This is a genomic window from Inquilinus sp. Marseille-Q2685 (assembly GCF_916619195.1).
GTDB lineage: Bacteria > Pseudomonadota > Alphaproteobacteria > DSM-16000 > Inquilinaceae > Inquilinus.
This window is the reverse complement of sequence record NZ_CAKAKL010000001.1, coordinates 793348-809151: the sequence shown is the minus strand read 5'-3', so window position 1 is coordinate 809151 and position 15804 is coordinate 793348. Positions and strand designations below refer to the sequence as shown.

The window sequence follows — 15804 nt, the reverse complement described above, 5'->3', positions numbered from 1 at the left end:
GCACGAGCCGGCCCTTCGTCGCTTCGGCTGTGGGTGGCAGACGTCAGCCGATCGCCGCCTGCAGGTTCTGGTCCAGCTTGTCCAGGAACTGCTCGGTGGTCATCCAGGGCTGATCCGGCCCGATCAGGATGGCGAGGTCCTTGGTCATCTGGCCGGCCTCGACCGTCTCGACGCAGACCTTCTCGAGCGTCTGGGCGAAGCGCAGCAGCTCGGGGGTCTCGTCGAAGCGGGCGCGGTAGGTCAGGCCCTGGGTCCAGGCGAAGATCGAGGCGATCGGGTTGGTCGAGGTGGCGCGGCCCTTCTGGTGCTCGCGGTAGTGGCGGGTCACCGTGCCGTGCGCCGCCTCGGCCTCGACCGTCTTGCCGTCGGGGGTCAGCAGCACCGAGGTCATCAGGCCGAGAGAGCCGAAGCCCTGCGCCACCGAATCCGACTGCACGTCGCCGTCGTAGTTCTTGCAGGCCCAGACGAAGCCGCCCTCCCACTTCAGGGCCGAGGCGACCATGTCGTCGATCAGGCGATGCTCGTAGACCAGGCCGGCCTTCTGGAACCGGTCCTTGAACTCGGCGTCGTAGACCTCCTGGAAGATGTCCTTGAACCGCCCGTCATACCCCTTGAGGATGGTGTTCTTGGTCGACAGGTAGACCGGCATGTTGCGCAGCAGGCCGTAGTTCAGCGACGACTGGGCGAAGCCGCGGATGGATTCGTCCAGGTTGTACATGCTGAGAGCGACGCCCGCGCCCGGGAACTTGAACACCTCGAGCTCGACCGGCTGGCTGCCGTCGGCCGGGGTGTAGGTCATGGTCAGGGTGCCCGGGCCGGGGACCTTCAGATCGGTGGCGCGGTACTGGTCGCCGAAGGCGTGGCGGCCGACCACGATCGGCTTGCGCCATCCGGGCACCAGGCGCGGCACGTTGCGGCAGATGATCGGTTCGCGGAAGATGGTGCCGCCGACGATGTTGCGGATCGTCCCGTTCGGCGACTTCCACATCTTCTTGAGGTTGAACTCCTTCACCCGGGCCTCGTCCGGGGTGATGGTGGCGCATTTCACGCCGACGCCGAACTGCTTGATCGCCTCGGCCGCGTCGATCGTCACCTGGTCGTCGGTCTGGTCGCGGTACTCGATCCCGAGATCGTAGTAGCGGAGATCGATGTCGAGATACGGCAGGATCAGCTTGTCCTTGATGAACTGCCAGATGATGCGCGTCATCTCGTCGCCGTCGAGCTCGACGACCGGGGTCTTGACCTTGATCTTGGCCATGTCGGGATCTTTCCGCTTCGGACAGGAATGGTCGGGCTTATAGCACCCGGCCGCAGGGGACGAAAGGCGCGGGGGCTACACCCATTTGTCGCTGGCGCGGCCGGCGACCGGCTGCGGCGCGGCGATGGCGCCGAACACCTCCTCGACCGTCTCGACCACCTGGAACAGGTCGCGATGCTCCTTCCGGCAGAAGCCCTGGGCGACCATGTGGTCGACCAGGCGCAGGAACGGGCGCCAGTAGCCGTCGATGTCGACGAAGACGACCGGCTTGTCGTGCAGCTTGAGCTGCCGCCAGGTCAGCATCTCGAAGGTCTCGTCCAGCGTGCCCAGGCCGCCCGGCAACACGACGAAGGCATCGGAGCGGTCGAACATCATCCGCTTGCGGGTGTGCATGCTGTCGACGACGTGCAACTCGGTCAGGCCGGTGTGCTCGACCTCCAGCGCCTGGATGTGCTCGGGGATGATGCCGACGACCTTGCCCCCGGCGCCGAGCGCGGCGTCGGCGACGATGCCCATCAGCCCGACCCGGCCGCCGCCATAGACCAGCTGCAGGCCGCGGGCGGCGATCAGGGCGCCGAGGTTGGCGGCGGCGGATTTGTAACGCTCGTCGACGCGGGAGGAGGAGCCGCAATAGACGCAGAGGGAACGGATGTCGGCCATGAGATCGCACGGAGGTGGATACGGGGCCGGCACGGCCGGCGCGCGACATTAGGAAGGGATCGACTTCGGGGCAAGTTTCGATGCGGCCGCAGCAGCGGTTTGTTGCGAGTCGATGACTGCGCGGATAACGTGGCGCGAATAATTTCGGGGCGGTTCTGACGTTGAAAAAACTCCTGTTGATCGGCGGCATTGCGGTCGCTGTGCTTGCGGCTATCCTCGCCGTGGTCGAATACACCGGGCAGCCCCGCCGGGATGCGGCCCCGCCGAGCGTGGCGACGGCCGCTGCTCCGGCCACTCCGCCCGTGGCCGCCGAGCCGAAGCCGTCGGCGCCCGCGGCAGTGCCGAAGCCTGCCGTCCCGGAGCCTGCGGCTCCCGTCGCGCCGCCGTCGCCGCGGGTCCTGGGCAGCGGGTTTGAGGAACCAGCCAAGATCGCCGGTGCGCCGGCCGCGGTCGCCTTGGCACCGGATACGCGCCAGGAGGACACATCCCAGGCCCCGGCCCAGCCGCCTCAGCCTCCAACCCAACCGCAGGCTTCGACCCAGCCGCCGCAAGCCCCGGCCGAGCCGCAGGCCTCGATCCAGTCGCAGGTTCCGGCCCAGCCCGCTGCCGCCGGGCCGGCCACGCCAGAGCCGTCGGCGGCTCTGGGCTTCGACGCGATCCGGGTGAATTCGGACGGCGGCGTCACCATCGCCGGGCGCGGCCCGGCCGGGGCCCGCATCCTGCTGATGGACGGCGACCGGCAGATCGGGTCGGCCCAGGCCGATAGCTCCGGCAACTGGGTCTTCGTCTCGGACGCGCCGATCGCGGCCGGCGACCATCAGCTGTCGCTGCGTCTGGCCGACGGCAGCACCGCCTCGGGCGAGGTCGCCACGGTGGTGGTGCCGGAACGCGGTCGCGACATCGCCGGCCGGCCGGCCGCCGGCAGCGGCAGCAGCCCTCTGGTGCTGTTGACGCCGCAGCAGGGGCAGGGCGCCTCGACCGTGCTGCAGGCCCCGCTGTCGACGCCGAGGCCCGCTGCTGCGGCGCCGGGCGGGGCCGGCGGCGCGCTGTCGATCGACGTCATCGACTATGGCGAGGGCGGCACCGTCATCGTCAGCGGTCGCGGCAAGGCCGATGCCACCGTCCGGCTCTATCTCGACAATCGGCCGATCGGCGAGGGCCGGACCGACGGCAAGGGCCTGTTCCGGATACAAGCCGAGGGAAGGATCGCGCCGGGCATCTACCGCCTGCGGGCCGACCTGCTCGACGCCGCGGGCAAGGTGACGGCGCGGGCCGAGACCCCGTTCCAGCGGGCGGCGCCGGCCGAGATCGCGGTGGCCGAGGGGCGGGTCGTGGTCCAGCCCGGCAACAGCCTGTGGCGGATCGCCCGCCGGGTCTATGGCGAAGGGCTGCGCTACACCGTGATCTACCAGGCCAACCAGGAGCAGATCCGTGATCCCGACCTGATCTATCCCGGGCAGGTCTTCACGACGCCGGCGGCTCCGGCCTCGGCGGCTCCCGGCTGACGGTGGAACGCCGTGTCGCGTGACGTCCGTCACAGCGGACGGCTGCGGAGCAGAGTAGGGTGGGGGCAGCTCGATAGCGTCTCCCGCTCGAGCAAGCCTCCCTGTTCGCCTCGCGGGCCCCGGTCTTCCGGGGCCTCTTTTTTGCCGTCACGCCAGCAGCGCCGCCATCACCGTCCGGTAGCGCGCCGCCACCGCGGCTTCGTCGGCATGGCGGCCGTCGCGGACACGCCAGCGGCCGCCGGCCATGACGTGGCGGATCGGCGGGTCGTTGCCGGCGAAGACGAAGCTGTCGAGCAAGGCATCGCCGCGGCGACCGATCAGCGCCGGATGGTCGCGGTCGAGCACGACGAGATCGGCTCGTGCGCCGGCCTCGATCCGGCCGGTGGCGCGGCCGACCGAGCGGGCGCCGCCGTCGATCGCGGCCTGGAACAGCGTGGCGCCGACCGAAGGCCGGTCCGGCCCGGCGGCGACAGCGCGCCTCCGGTGGGCCAAGCGCTGGCCGTATTCCAGCCAGCGCAGCTCCTCGATCACCCCGACCGAGATGTGGCTGTCCGAACCGATGCCGAGCGCGCCGCCGGCGGCGAGATACGGGGCGAGGGGGAACAGCCCGTCGCCGAGATTGGCCTCGGTGGTCGGGCACAACCCGGCGACCGCGCCGCTGGCCGCGAGATCCGCGGTCTCGGCTTCGGTCAGGTGGGTGGCATGGACCAGGCACCAGCGGTTGTCGACCGCGGCGTGGCCGAGCAGCCATTCGACCGGTCGGGCCCCGCTCCAGGCCAGGCATTGCTCGACTTCCTTGACCTGCTCGGCAATGTGGATGTGGATCGGCGCCGCCGGATCGGCCGAGGTCATCCCCGACACCGCCGCCGCCAGCATCTCGGGCGGCACCGCGCGCAGCGAATGCGGGGCGACGCCGATGCGGACATCCGGGTCGCCGGCATGGTCGGCGCGCAGCCGGCCGATGATGTCGAGGATGCCGTCGACGTCGTTCAGGAAGCGGCGCTGCCCCTCGCCGGCCTTCTGCCCGCCGAAGCCGCCGGTGGCGTAGAGCACCGGCAGGTGGGCGATGCCGATGCCGGTCGCCTTCGCCGCCGCGATCACCCGGCGCGACAGCTCCGCCCGGTCGGCATAGGGGGTGCCGTCCGGCTGGTGGTGCAGGTAGTGGAATTCGGCCACGCAGGTGTAGCCGGCCTTCAGCATCTCGACATACAGCTGGGCGGCCACCGCCTCGACCTGGGCGGGGTCGAGCACGCGGACGAAGCGGTACATCTGCTCGCGCCAGCTCCAGAAATCGTCGCCGGGACCCGACGCGGTCTCGGCCAGGCCGGCCATGGCGCGCTGGAAGGCGTGGCTGTGCAAGTTGGCCATGCCCGGCAGGACGACGCCCGCGACCGGCTCCGCATCCCCTCGCGCCGCCCCGGCCGAGACGCGAACGATGTCGCCCCCGGCGTCGACCTCGATCAGGACGTCATCGGCCCAGCCGTCGGCCAGCAGGGCGGTCTCGGCGAAATAGCGCGTGGTCAAGAGGCGGCATCCCGTGAGATGAAACGCGGTGCGGCAGAATAGACCCGGATTGCCGAAGGGAAAGAGGGATGTGGGACCGCCTGTGGATCAATGCGCGGCTGGCGACCATGGACGGGGAGGGCTATGGCACCATTCCCGAGGGCGCGATCGCGATCGAGGGCGACCGGATCGCCTGGGTCGGACGGCAGGAGGACCTGCCCGGCGCGCCGGATCGGCTGGCCGCGGCCGTGGAGGACGCCGGCGGCTCGTGGGTCACGCCCGGGCTGATCGACTGCCACACCCATCTGGTCCATGGCGGCGACCGGGCCCGCGAATTCGCGATGCGGCTGCACGGCGCCAGCTATGAGGAGATCGCGCGCGCCGGCGGCGGCATCGTCTCGACCGTCGCGGCCACCCGCGCCGCCAGCGAGGACGAGCTGCTGGCGTCGGCACGCAGGCGGCTCGACGCCCTGGCGGCCGAGGGCGTCACCACCGTCGAGATCAAGTCCGGCTACGGGCTGGACCTCGCGACCGAGGCGAAGATGCTGCGCGTCGCCGGCCGGCTGGGGCAGGAGGCCGGGATCCGGGTCCGGCGAAGCTTCCTCGGCGCCCACGCCGTGCCGCCGGAGGACCGCGACCGGCCCGACCGCTATCTCGACCGCGTGGTCGAGGAGATGCTGCCGGCGATCGCACGGGACGGCCTCGCCGATGCGGTCGATGCCTTCGGCGAGAGGATCGCCTTCTCGCCGGCGCAGGTGGAGCGCGTGTTCCGCGCCGCCCGGGCGCTCGATCTGCCGGTGAAGCTGCATGCCGACCAGCTCTCGGATCAGGACGGTGCCGCGCTGGCGGCCCGGTTCGGCGCGCTGTCGGCGGACCATCTCGAATATACCAGCGAATCGGGGGCGAAGGAGATGGGGCGGGCCGGCACCGTCGCGGTGCTGCTGCCCGGCGCCTTCTATTTCCTGCGCGAAGCGCAGCTGCCGCCGGTGGCGGCGTTCCGGCGGCATGGCGTGCCGATGGCGCTGGCCACCGACAACAATCCCGGCACCTCGCCCGCGACCTCGCTGCTGCTGATGCTGAACATGGGCTGCACCCTGTTCCGCCTGACGCCGGAGGAGGCGCTGGCGGGCGTCACCCGCAACGCCGCGCGGGCGCTGGGCCTGGCCGGGGAATGCGGCCGGCTGGCGCCGGGGCTTGCGGCCGACCTGGTGTTCTGGGACGTGGCCGATCCGGCCGAGCTGTCCTACCGCATCGCCTACAACCCGTGCCGCGCGATCATCCGCGCCGGCCGGCCGGTCTGATGCGGCGGCAGTCCTCCGATACGCCGGTATTCTGCCGACTCGATGCTCTGTGCTAGAAGCCTTGCATCGATTGGCGGGGGAAGCCGGTTGCGTTGGTGAGGGGATTCGGTCGGATCGCGGGGCTCGCGGTGCTCCTGCTCGGCTTGGCCGCGGCGGCGCGGGCAGAGGAGAGCTGCACGCCCTATATCCTGGCGATGGAGGGCGCCTTCGGCATTCCGCGCGGCATGCTGCTGGCGATCGCGCAGACCGAATCGGGCGGCAAGGGCGATCCCTATCCCTGGGCCCTCAATGTCGGCGGCACGCCGATGTTCCCGAGCAGCCTGGCCGCCATGAAGGCCGCGATCGAGGAGAATGGCGGCGGCGAAAGCCCAAATATCGACGTCGGCTGCATGCAGATTTCGCTACGCTATCACAAGCAGACGCTGCCGGACTACACGCTCATCTTTCAGCCACAATACAATGTGATCTACGGCGCGTATTTCCTGCGGCGTTTGTTCAACCAGTATGGAAACTGGCTGGAAGCGATCGCGCATTATCATTCGAGCAACCCGGATCGGCAGTTCGCCTATGCCTGCCGGGTCCTGGAACGGCTGAAGAAGATCCGCGGCCAGGGGGAAAGGCCGATCGAAGTCTGTGTATCCGGTTGAGAGGTCCAGGGGTGAATTCCGGTTTTCTTTGTCCGCCAGATCGTCCAGAAGAGGGGATATTGGGGGGCGTTGGCTCGATCAGCGCCGCGATCGGGCATTTGAGTGAAGCGGGGGACTATGAAGCCTGTGCAGAGTGAACGTCGCCGCGACGAGCGGGGCGAGGGGCGCCGACTGCGATGGACCCTTCGTTATGGCATCGGTCCGGCTCTTCTGGCCTGCGGCGTTCTGGTGCTGACTCCGGTCGCCGGCCATGCCCAGCTGAACGCCTTGGTCGACCAGCTGCAGCAGCTCGGCATCAGCCCGTCGCAACTGCAGCAGCAGGGCATCCAACCCGACGGCACGACGATCCCGAGCGGGCCGCGCGTCCCGACGACGACGCCCGCACAGGTCACGGAATCCTCGGTCCTCTCGCCGGTCCTGCCGGGCTCGACCGTCACTGCCGCGCCCGTCTCGCGCATCGAGGCCGACTACCAGCGGCGCCTGAGCGGCGACATCAACCAGTTCGGCTATGACGTCTTCACCGGCGGGGCGGTGGCGAGCCAGGTGGTCAGCGGCGCGGTCAGCGAGAACTACATCATCGGCATCGGCGACCAGATCGTGGTCACGCTGCGCGGCCAGGTGAATCAGGGCATCAGCGCGACGGTCGACCGCGAGGGGCGGCTGATCCTGCAGGACCTGCCGCCGATCCCGGCGGCCGGCCGCTCCTTCGGCGACCTGCGCCGCGAGATCGAGACCCGGGTCAAGGAGAACTACGTCTCGACCGAGGCCTTCGTGTCACTCGGCGACGTCCGCGCGATCTCGGTGACGCTGACCGGCGAGGTGGCCAAGCCCGGCACCCAGACGCTGACCAGCTTCTCGACCCTGGTCGATGCGTTGACCGCCGGCGGCGGCATCCGGAAGACGGGATCGCTGCGCACCGTCGCGCTGATCCGGCAGGGCCAGACCAAGGTGGTCGACCTGTACGGCTTCCTGATGGGCTACAGCAACGAGGCCGACCTGCTGCTGCAGGACGGCGATCGGATTTCCGTGCCGACGGTCGGGCGCACCGTCGCGGTCGCCGGCGATGTGGTCCGGCCCGGCATCTTCGAGATGCCGCCCGACGCCGCCGGCCCGCTCAGCGTCGCCGAGATGCTGGACTATGCCGGCGGGCCGATCCGTCCGTCCGGCAACCGGTTCAACCTGCTGCGGCTCGACCGCAACGGCCAGGACCAGGTGCAGAACCTGTCGGGCCAGACCTCGGTGCCGGTGCAGACCGGCGACATCATCCAGGTATCGCTGGCCCAGGATCTGCGCGTGGGCAGCGTCTCGGTCACCGGCAACGTCACCGTCACCGGCGTCCGGCCGCTGAGCAGCGCGCCGACCCTGCGGGCGCTGTTGTCCGATCCGCCGATCCTGGCGGATGACGCCTATCTACCCTTCGGCGTGATCCAGACCACCGACGCGAACTCGCGGATCCGCAAGTTCGTGCCGGTCAACCTGGCCGTGGCGCTGCGGGGCGGCGGCAACTTCCGCCTGCGCGATCGCGACAAGCTGATCGTCCTGTCGCGCGAGGACATCCGCTATCTCGGCTCGGACGACGTCCAGAACATGCTGTCGGGCATTCAGCCGGCGCAGGCCCGCTCGGCGGCGCCGGACCAGTCCCAGAACGTCCAGGACCAGAACCAGACCCTGACGGCCGGTTTGCCGACGGGCGTTGCGGTCAGCAGCTCCTGCCTCGGCCTGCGGTCCCTGGCGGAGGCGGTCCGCAACGACTCGACCGGACGCTTCCGCAACGCACGGCAGACGTTCCAGAACACAGAGACGGGCAGCTCCCTGCCGGTCAACCGCGCCTGCCCGCAGATCTTCGACGACTTTCCGGACCTGCTGCCCTTCGTGATCGAGCACGTCGTCTCGCTCGAAGGCCAGGTGCGGGTGCCGGGCAGCTACCCGATCATCCCGGGCACTTCGCTGGCCACCGTGCTCGACGTCGCCGGCGGTACGACGGTCGAGGCCGACCGCCGCGCCATCGAAGTCGGCTACTTCTCCACCCTGTCGCCGTCCAATCTCAGCGGCTCCTGGCGCTCGGTACAGAGCCTCGGCGCCACCACCGCGTCGATCAAGCTGAATCCCGGCGACAGCATCCGCATCCCGCAGAATCCGCAGCTGCGCGAGGAGGGGACGGTCACCCTGGCCGGCGAGTTCACCCACCCCGGCCGTTACGTGATCCGCCGCGGCGAGACCCTGCTGCAGCTGATCCAGCGGTCCGGCGGCTACACCAACCAGGCCTTCCCCTATGGCGCGGTGTTCACCCGCGTGGCCGTGCAGCGGCAGCAGCAGCAGGGCTATGAGCGCACCGCCCGCGAAATTCAGGCCGGGCTGCCGCAGCTGATCCAGGAAGCCCAGAGCAGCGGCAGCAGCAGCAGCAACACCGCCGCGGCCCTGCCGGCGATCCAGAGCCTGATCTCCGAGCTGAAGAGCATCCCGGCCGCCGGCCGGGTGGTGATCGAGGCCGATCCGACGGTACTGGCGGCCAGGCCCGAGCTCGACTTCACCCTGGACGCGGGCGACCAGCTGTTCGTGCCGAAGCGGCCGCTTTTCGTCACCGTTTCGGGCGAGGTGCTCAACCCGGGCACGGTCCAGTACGACGGCAAGCTGACCGCCGACGACTATGTCGACTTCGCCGGCGGCACGACCAAGGCGGCGGATACCGGCCGTGCCTTCGTCATCATGCCGAACGGCCAGGCGCAGCCGCTCGACCTGTCGTCCTGGAGCTACAGCTCGGTCAAGGTGCCGCCGGGGTCGGTCATCATCGTGCCGCGCGACCTGACCCCGTTCGACATCTCCCGGCTGATTCGGGACGTCGGCTCGATCGTGCAGAGCCTGGCGATCTCAGCCGCCTCGCTGGTGGTCATCAGCCGGAACAACAACTGATCCAGGGAAAAGCACGTGGGAAAGGGCGGCGCCACCAGCGCCGCCTTTTTTGTATTGGCGGGATCGCTGGCATACGCCGGGCGACATTGTCCCATGGGCGGGAAGCGCACTAGCCTGACCGGGTCTGGTGGAAGCGGAACGGGCACCTCATGCAGATCACCGACCTGATCAACTCGATCGCCGATCGCGGCCTCGAGCTCTTCGCCTTCGGCCGCGGCCGGCCCCTGCCGCGGGATCCTGGCGGCCTCTGTCGCGCGCTGCTGTCCGAACGCGGCGAGGCCTCCGGAATCGCCCTGGCGCGCGAGCTGGTGGCCTTCTATCGCGGCCTGGATGCGGCCGGGCGGGAGGCGTTCTTCACCATGCTGGGGCGCGAGTTCGGGCCCGACCACGCGGCCATCGCCGCCGCCGCCCGAGCTTTCGTTGCGGAGCCCAGCGCCGCCGGCGCCCTGGCCCTGGCCGAGGCGGCGGAACCGCCGCGGCAGGAACTGCTGCGCCGCATCAACATGTTGCCCGAGGGCACGGAGTTCGTGATCGGGCTGCGCGCCGACGCGCTCGACCTCGCCGACGGCAAGCCGGAGCTGCGGATCGTGGATGCCGATCTCAAGCATGTCCTGACCTCCTGGTTCTCCGGCGGCTTCCTGGAGCTGCGCCGGATCACCTGGGAGACGCCGGCGATCATCCTGGAGAAGCTGATCCAGTACGAGGCGGTGCACGCCATCCCGGGCTGGGAGTTCCTGCGCCGGCGCCTGGCCGAGGACCGCCGCTGCTACGCCTTCTTCCACCCGGCCCTGCCGAACGAGCCGGTGATCTTCGTCCAGGTGGCGCTGGTGCGCGGCCTGGCGGGCGAGGTGGCGCCGCTGCTGGACCCGGAGGCCCCGGTCGGCGATCCTGCCGCCGCCGACACGGCGATCTTCTACTCGATCACCAACACCCAGAAGGGGCTGCGCGGCATCTCCTTCGGCAGCTTCCTGCTGAAGCAGGTGGTGGCGGACCTGCAGCAGACCCTGCCCAACCTCACGACCTTCTCGACCCTGTCGCCCATTCCGGGGTTCCGGCACTGGCTGGAGACGGCGGCGCCGGAGCATGAGCATCCTGCGGTGCAGGCCTCGGCCGAGGCCCTGCTGCCGGTGTTGGCGGAGGGCGGGATCGACGCCGTCGGCGCGGACAAGGCCCTGAAGGCGGCGTTGATCGGCCTCTGCGCCCGCTATCTCGCCGCCGAGCTGCGGCCCAACGGGCGGCCCGTCGATCCGGTGGCGCGGTTCCATCTCGGCAACGGTGCCCGGCTGGAGCGGCTGAACTGGGCCGGCGACGCCGCGCCGAAGGGGCTGGAGCAGAGCTGGGGACTTCTGGTCAATTACCTCTATGATCCGGTCGAGCTGGAGCGGAACCACGAGGCCTTCGTCAACGCCGGGAAAGTGGCGACGAGCCGCGCGGTGGCGCGCCAGCTGAAGCCCTATCTCTGACCCGCCGAGCCGAATGACCAATCTCTACCACGCCCTGTCCGCCCGCTTCCCCATCGACCGGAGCAAGCCGGCGCTCGAGCTCGCCGACGGCCGCCGCATCTCCTATGCCGGGCTCGAGGCGGCCAGCGCCCGCTACGCCAACCTGCTGCGGCGCCTGGGCGTGGCACCGGGCGACCGGGTGATGGTGCAGGTGGACAAGTCGCCGGAGGTGGTGGCGCTCTATCTCGGCTGCCTGCGCGCCGGGGCGATCTACCTGCCGCTCAACACTGCCTACACCAAGGGCGAGGTCGCCTATTTCGCCGGCGATGCCGAGCCGGCGCTGGTGGTGTGCCAGCCGGCGCGGCTGGCGGAGATCGAGGCGGTGGCCCGGCCGACCGGCGCCAAGGCGGTGCTGACGCTGGGGGCGGCCGGGGAGGGGACCCTGGCCGAGGCCGCGGCGCAGGAGCCGGACGGGTTCGAGACATTGGCGCGCAAGCCGGACGACCTGGCCGCGATCCTCTACACCTCCGGCACCACCGGCCGGTCCAAGGGGGCGATGCTCAGCCACGACAACCTGCTGTCGAACGCCCTGACCCTGCACGATTACTGGGGCTTCCAGCCGGGCGACGTGCTGCTGCACGCCCTGCCGATCTTCCACACCCACGGCCTGTTCGTCGCCACCAACTGCGCGCTCCTGGCCGGCGCGACCATGCTGTTCCTGCCGAAGTTCGATGCCGCCGAGGTGCTGCGCCTGCTGCCCGGGGCCAGCGTGATGATGGGGGTGCCGACCTTCTACACCCGGTTGCTGGAGCAGCCCGGCCTCACCGCCGAGCTGTGCCGGCACATGCGGCTGTTCATCTCCGGCTCGGCGCCGCTCCTGCCTGACACCTTCGAGCAGTTCCGGCAGCGCACCGGCCACACCATCCTCGAACGCTACGGCATGACCGAGACCAACATGAACACCTCGAACCCGCTCGAGGGCGAGCGGCGGGCGGGGACGGTCGGCTTCCCGCTGCCCGGCGTGTCGCTGCGGGTCGTGGGCGAGGATTCGAAGCCGCTGCCGCCGGGCCAGATCGGCGTGATCGAGGTCAAGGGCCCGAACGTGTTCAAGGGCTATTGGCGGATGCCGGAGAAGACCGCGGCCGAGTTCCGGGCCGACGGCTTCTTCATCACCGGCGATGTCGGGGTGGTGGACGACCGCGGCTATGTCTCGATCGTCGGTCGGGCCAAGGACCTGATCATCTCCGGCGGCTTCAACGTCTATCCGAAGGAGGTCGAGAGCCTGATCGACGCCATCCCGGGCGTCGAGGAATCGGCGGTGATCGGCCTGCCGCATCCGGATTTCGGCGAGGCGGTGGCGGCGGTGGTGAAGATGCGGGCGGGTGCTGCGCCGCTCGACCCCGCGGCGATCCAGGCGGCGCTGCAGGACCAGCTGGCGCGGTTCAAGCAGCCCAAGGCGGTGTTCGTGGTCGCGGAGATTCCGCGCAACGCCATGGGCAAGGTGCAGAAGGCGGCCTTGCGCGAGCAGTACAAGGCGACGTTCACCCCGGCGTAGGCCTACAGCGGGTCGCGCTTCGGATTGCTGAGCAGGCCCTCGCGTTGCGACACATGGTTGCGGCCGGCAGCCTGCGCGATCGCGTCGTGGTCCGGCGCGGGCTCGATGCGGACGAGGTCGGGTTCGTGCCACGGCGATCCGGTCTCCCGGAGGGGCGGCTTGTCGGGCGAGAAGCCGGTGGCCAGGAAGGTCGCGTCGAGATAGCGGCGGGCATCCTCGGGACTCTCCGCGAACACCATCATGTCCTTCACGAAATCGGCGCCGTTCTCGGGATCGACGGCGCGCCACAGCGGGTCCCGGCGCCGGGCAGGGTTGATCCGGACGGAATAGGCGTGCATCGGCGGGGTGCCTCCTTCACACCCGGCCAACGCCGCCGCGGCGGCACCGGTTCCGCGAATCAGCGGCAGGCGGCCTCGCTGGTCTCGATATGGAAGCGGCGCGGGCCCGGCACCGCCGGCTGGCCGCTATCGGGGGGATCGTCGACGATGCGGATGTCGAGCGAGCAGGGCCCCGCCTGGATCCGGTACAGATCCTCGCCCGGCCGCTCGATCCGGTCGATCGGCGTATCGCGCAGCCTCTGGGCCAGCTCGTTGCTGTCCAGGATGGCCTGGATCTCCCGCAGGCGCTGCCAGTAGGGCGGCAGCGCCGCGCGGGCTTCGGCGGCTGCGCCGAGCAGCAGGAGCGCCGCAGCGCAGGCCGCCGTGATGCGGTGACGGGGGCCGAGAGATGATCGGGTCATGTCATGCTCCTCGCCGCGCCCCCGAGTCAGGCGCCGACATTCGGGATGAAGAAGCAGCGCATCGACCCGTCGGGCTTGCGGCAGAGCCAGTATTTCTCGTCTTCGCTGAACTGGGCCTGGTCGGTCGGCACCAGCAGGCCGAGCGGCCGGACCATATAGCCGTCGGGACGAACCTGGACATCGCGGGAGGAGAAGGCGGCACAGTCGTTCGGGCCGCAGCAATGCTCATGCGTGCCGGTCAGGTTCCGGTAGTGACCGTTCTGGATCCACGCCGCCGGTCCATGGGCGGCCGCGCTGCCGCCGGCGATGGCGAGCGCGGCCGCGAACGGGAAGAGGATGCGCATCGCGCGACCTCCTGGCCAGGGTTGCGGGCGACCGGGCTCGGCACCCGGTCGGCTGGCCCATTGCGTCCGTCTGCAGCGGACCGTGCAGAAGAACAATGGAACTTACCCGCATCCTCGTTCCATTCGACCATGGGCCATTGGACCATCGGATGGATTCGGTGCCGTGCCGGTTGACGGCGACTCCGGTTGCGGCCGGACCTCCGGCAGCACGGTTCCCGCCGGCTCCGAAGGCCGCCCAACCCAGGCATTCCGCGGCGTTCGCTTTGAACTTGACTCTCCGGGGACGCGGGCATACATGGCCGGTGACGCCGGACGAGCCCAGGCCCGCCCGGCGCCAATCTCACAACGAGAGACAGATGGACGACCACCCTAGTCGTGGCGTCGCCAAGGCCGATCCGGCCGCGGTGACGTCGCCCGAACATCACTGGATCGCACTCGGCCTCGGCCGGGTGGATGGCGTGAGCCGGACCTAGGGTCGGAGCGCCGTTCGCCCCGCTTCCGCCGCGTGCGGGAACGGAGCGAACGATGAACCTCGCTTTTCTCTCCTGCTTCGATCGCCGCCTGCGCCTGGCGCTGGGCGCCGTGATCTCCCCGCGTGCCGAGGCGCTTGTCGCCCTGCCGTGTTTCCGCAACCGCGACCTGCGCCACGACCCGATCCGGGACGAGGAGAAGGTGCTGTTGCGCTGGATCCGTGACCCCGAGACCGGCAAGCTGGCCGCCCGCTGGGACGAGCCGGCTGCTGCGGCGCCGGCCTCCGTTCAGCCCGCCGCGCCGGTCGACGACCTGGCCGGGCACCGCGCCCGACGGGCGCAGCGCTACCGCTCGCGTTTCGTCTGGCCGGACCGCCGCAGCGCCTGAGTTGCGGTCGCCGACGCCGATCCGGGCGTTTGGGTGACTCCCGCACGCGAAAGTCCCCCAACCGCCCGACTTGCATTTCCCGGGCGCAGGGCGTATCAACCGCGCCGTCGTCAATCCCACACGCGGGCATCGCGGCCTGCCACGGCAGTGGCTCGGGCGCTCCGGTGCCTTTCGCCATATCCGCAATCCGCGGTGCGGCGGGAGGCAAGGCCCGCGGCGGAACAACCGGAAAAAGGACCTTCCGACCATGGCTACGCCGACCTTCACCATGCGCCAGCTCCTCGAAGCCGGCGCGCATTTCGGCCACCACACCCGCCGCTGGAACCCGAAGATGGCCCCGTTCATCTTCGGCGTGCGCAACGGCGTGCACATCATCGACCTCGAGCAGACTGTGCCGATGCTGCACCGGGCGCTCGACGCGGTCCGCGACGTCGTCGCCAATGGCGGCCGCGTCCTGTTCGTCGGCACCAAGCGCCAGGCGCAGGACAAGATCGCCGACGCGGCCAAGCGCTGCGGTCAGTACTACGTCAACCACCGCTGGCTCGGCGGCATGCTGACCAACTGGAAGACGGTGTCGCAGTCGATCCGCCGCCTGAAGGAGATGGACGAGCAGCTCGCCCAGGGCGCGGTCGGCCTGACCAAGAAGGAGCAGCTGACCCTGACCCGCGAGCGCGACAAGCTCGAGAAGGCGCTGGGCGGCATCCGGGACATGGGCGGCCTGCCCGACATCCTGGTGATCATCGACACCAACAAGGAAGCGATTGCGGTCCAGGAAGCCGCTAAGCTCGGCATCCCGGTCGTGGCCGTGCTGGACAGCAATTCCAGCCCCGACGGCATCACCTTCCCGGTGCCGGGCAATGACGACGCGCTGCGCGCGATCGAGCTCTATTGCGAGCTGTTCTCCGGCTCCGTCATCGCCGGCATTCAGGCCGAGATGAGCGCGAGCGGCGCGGATGTCGGCGCGCTGGAGGAGGCCCCGGCCGAGGAGGCGCTGCCGCCGCCGGCCGAGACCGGCGAGGCGGAACAGCCGGCCGCCTGAGCCGAGAGCGAAGCAGGGGCGGCCCAGAAAGCCGCCCCTTTCT

14 protein-coding genes are annotated in these 15804 nt (G+C 70.1%); 8 read left to right on the top strand and 6 right to left on the bottom strand.

What is annotated here, in order from left to right; genetic code table 11:
• Nucleotides 1–43 precede the first annotated feature (43 nt).
• Nucleotides 44–1258 carry an NADP-dependent isocitrate dehydrogenase gene (locus LG391_RS03840; protein WP_225766594.1) on the bottom strand — a complete coding sequence of 405 codons (1215 nt, stop codon included), beginning with the start codon at nucleotides 1256–1258 and terminating at the stop codon, nucleotides 44–46.
• A 75-nt stretch (nucleotides 1259–1333) separates the two neighbouring features.
• Complete coding sequence (locus tag LG391_RS03835; RefSeq protein ID WP_225766591.1) at nucleotides 1334–1918, bottom strand: TIGR00730 family Rossman fold protein; 585 nt, start codon at nucleotides 1916–1918, stop codon at nucleotides 1334–1336.
• 455 nt (nucleotides 1919–2373) lie between these two features.
• Here LG391_RS03835 and LG391_RS03830 point away from each other — a divergent pair, with 455 nt between their 5' ends.
• Nucleotides 2374–3423, top strand: a complete 1050-nt coding sequence (locus tag LG391_RS03830) for a LysM peptidoglycan-binding domain-containing protein (RefSeq protein ID WP_225766590.1) — start codon at nucleotides 2374–2376, stop codon at nucleotides 3421–3423.
• Nucleotides 3424–3570: 147 nt separating this feature from the next.
• On the opposite strand, the gene LG391_RS03825 is transcribed toward LG391_RS03830, so the two are convergent.
• On the bottom strand, nucleotides 3571–4947 hold the full coding sequence (locus LG391_RS03825; protein ID WP_225766589.1) for a formimidoylglutamate deiminase: 1377 nt from the start codon (nucleotides 4945–4947) through the stop codon (nucleotides 3571–3573).
• 68 nt (nucleotides 4948–5015) lie between these two features.
• Between LG391_RS03825 and hutI the strand changes: the two genes are divergently transcribed.
• The 5 genes from hutI to LG391_RS03800 all read left to right on the top strand — a co-directional run bounded on the left by hutI (nucleotide 5016) and on the right by LG391_RS03800 (nucleotide 12781).
• Nucleotides 5016–6227 carry an imidazolonepropionase gene (gene hutI, locus LG391_RS03820; RefSeq protein ID WP_225766587.1) on the top strand — a complete coding sequence of 404 codons (1212 nt, stop codon included), beginning with the start codon at nucleotides 5016–5018 and terminating at the stop codon, nucleotides 6225–6227.
• A gap of 128 nt (nucleotides 6228–6355) precedes the next feature.
• Nucleotides 6356–6874 carry a lytic transglycosylase domain-containing protein gene (locus tag LG391_RS03815; RefSeq protein WP_225766585.1) on the top strand — a complete coding sequence of 173 codons (519 nt, stop codon included), beginning with the start codon at nucleotides 6356–6358 and terminating at the stop codon, nucleotides 6872–6874.
• A 228-nt stretch (nucleotides 6875–7102) separates the two neighbouring features.
• Nucleotides 7103–9784: an SLBB domain-containing protein gene (locus LG391_RS03810; RefSeq protein ID WP_225766583.1), complete on the top strand. Its 2682-nt coding sequence runs from the start codon at nucleotides 7103–7105 to the stop codon at nucleotides 9782–9784.
• Nucleotides 9785–9933: 149 nt separating this feature from the next.
• The gene (locus LG391_RS03805; RefSeq protein WP_225766581.1) at nucleotides 9934–11247 is read left to right on the top strand and encodes a malonyl-CoA decarboxylase; all 1314 of its coding nucleotides are present in this window, start codon (nucleotides 9934–9936) and stop codon (nucleotides 11245–11247) included.
• 13 nt (nucleotides 11248–11260) lie between these two features.
• Nucleotides 11261–12781, top strand: a complete 1521-nt coding sequence (locus tag LG391_RS03800; RefSeq protein ID WP_225766579.1) for a malonyl-CoA synthase — start codon at nucleotides 11261–11263, stop codon at nucleotides 12779–12781.
• Nucleotides 12782–12783: 2 nt separating this feature from the next.
• Here LG391_RS03800 and LG391_RS03795 read toward each other — a convergent pair whose 3' ends face one another.
• The 3 genes from LG391_RS03795 to LG391_RS03785 are packed head-to-tail and all read right to left on the bottom strand — an operon-like array spanning nucleotide 12784 to nucleotide 13864.
• Nucleotides 12784–13119, bottom strand: coding sequence for a hypothetical protein (locus LG391_RS03795; protein WP_225766578.1), 336 nt, complete (start codon nucleotides 13117–13119; stop codon nucleotides 12784–12786).
• Between the two features lie 59 nt (nucleotides 13120–13178).
• On the bottom strand, nucleotides 13179–13520 hold the full coding sequence (locus LG391_RS03790; protein WP_225766576.1) for a hypothetical protein: 342 nt from the start codon (nucleotides 13518–13520) through the stop codon (nucleotides 13179–13181).
• Between the two features lie 26 nt (nucleotides 13521–13546).
• Entirely contained in the window at nucleotides 13547–13864 is a 318-nt protein-coding gene (locus LG391_RS03785) for a hypothetical protein (RefSeq protein WP_225766574.1), read from the bottom strand.
• Nucleotides 13865–14389: 525 nt separating this feature from the next.
• Between LG391_RS03785 and LG391_RS03780 the strand changes: the two genes are divergently transcribed.
• Together LG391_RS03780 and rpsB are read left to right on the top strand one after the other, a co-directional pair.
• Entirely contained in the window at nucleotides 14390–14722 is a 333-nt protein-coding gene (locus tag LG391_RS03780) for a hypothetical protein (RefSeq protein ID WP_225766572.1), read from the top strand.
• A 247-nt stretch (nucleotides 14723–14969) separates the two neighbouring features.
• On the top strand, nucleotides 14970–15761 hold the full coding sequence (rpsB, locus tag LG391_RS03775; protein WP_225766570.1) for a 30S ribosomal protein S2: 792 nt from the start codon (nucleotides 14970–14972) through the stop codon (nucleotides 15759–15761).
• Nucleotides 15762–15804: the final 43 nt, after the last annotated feature.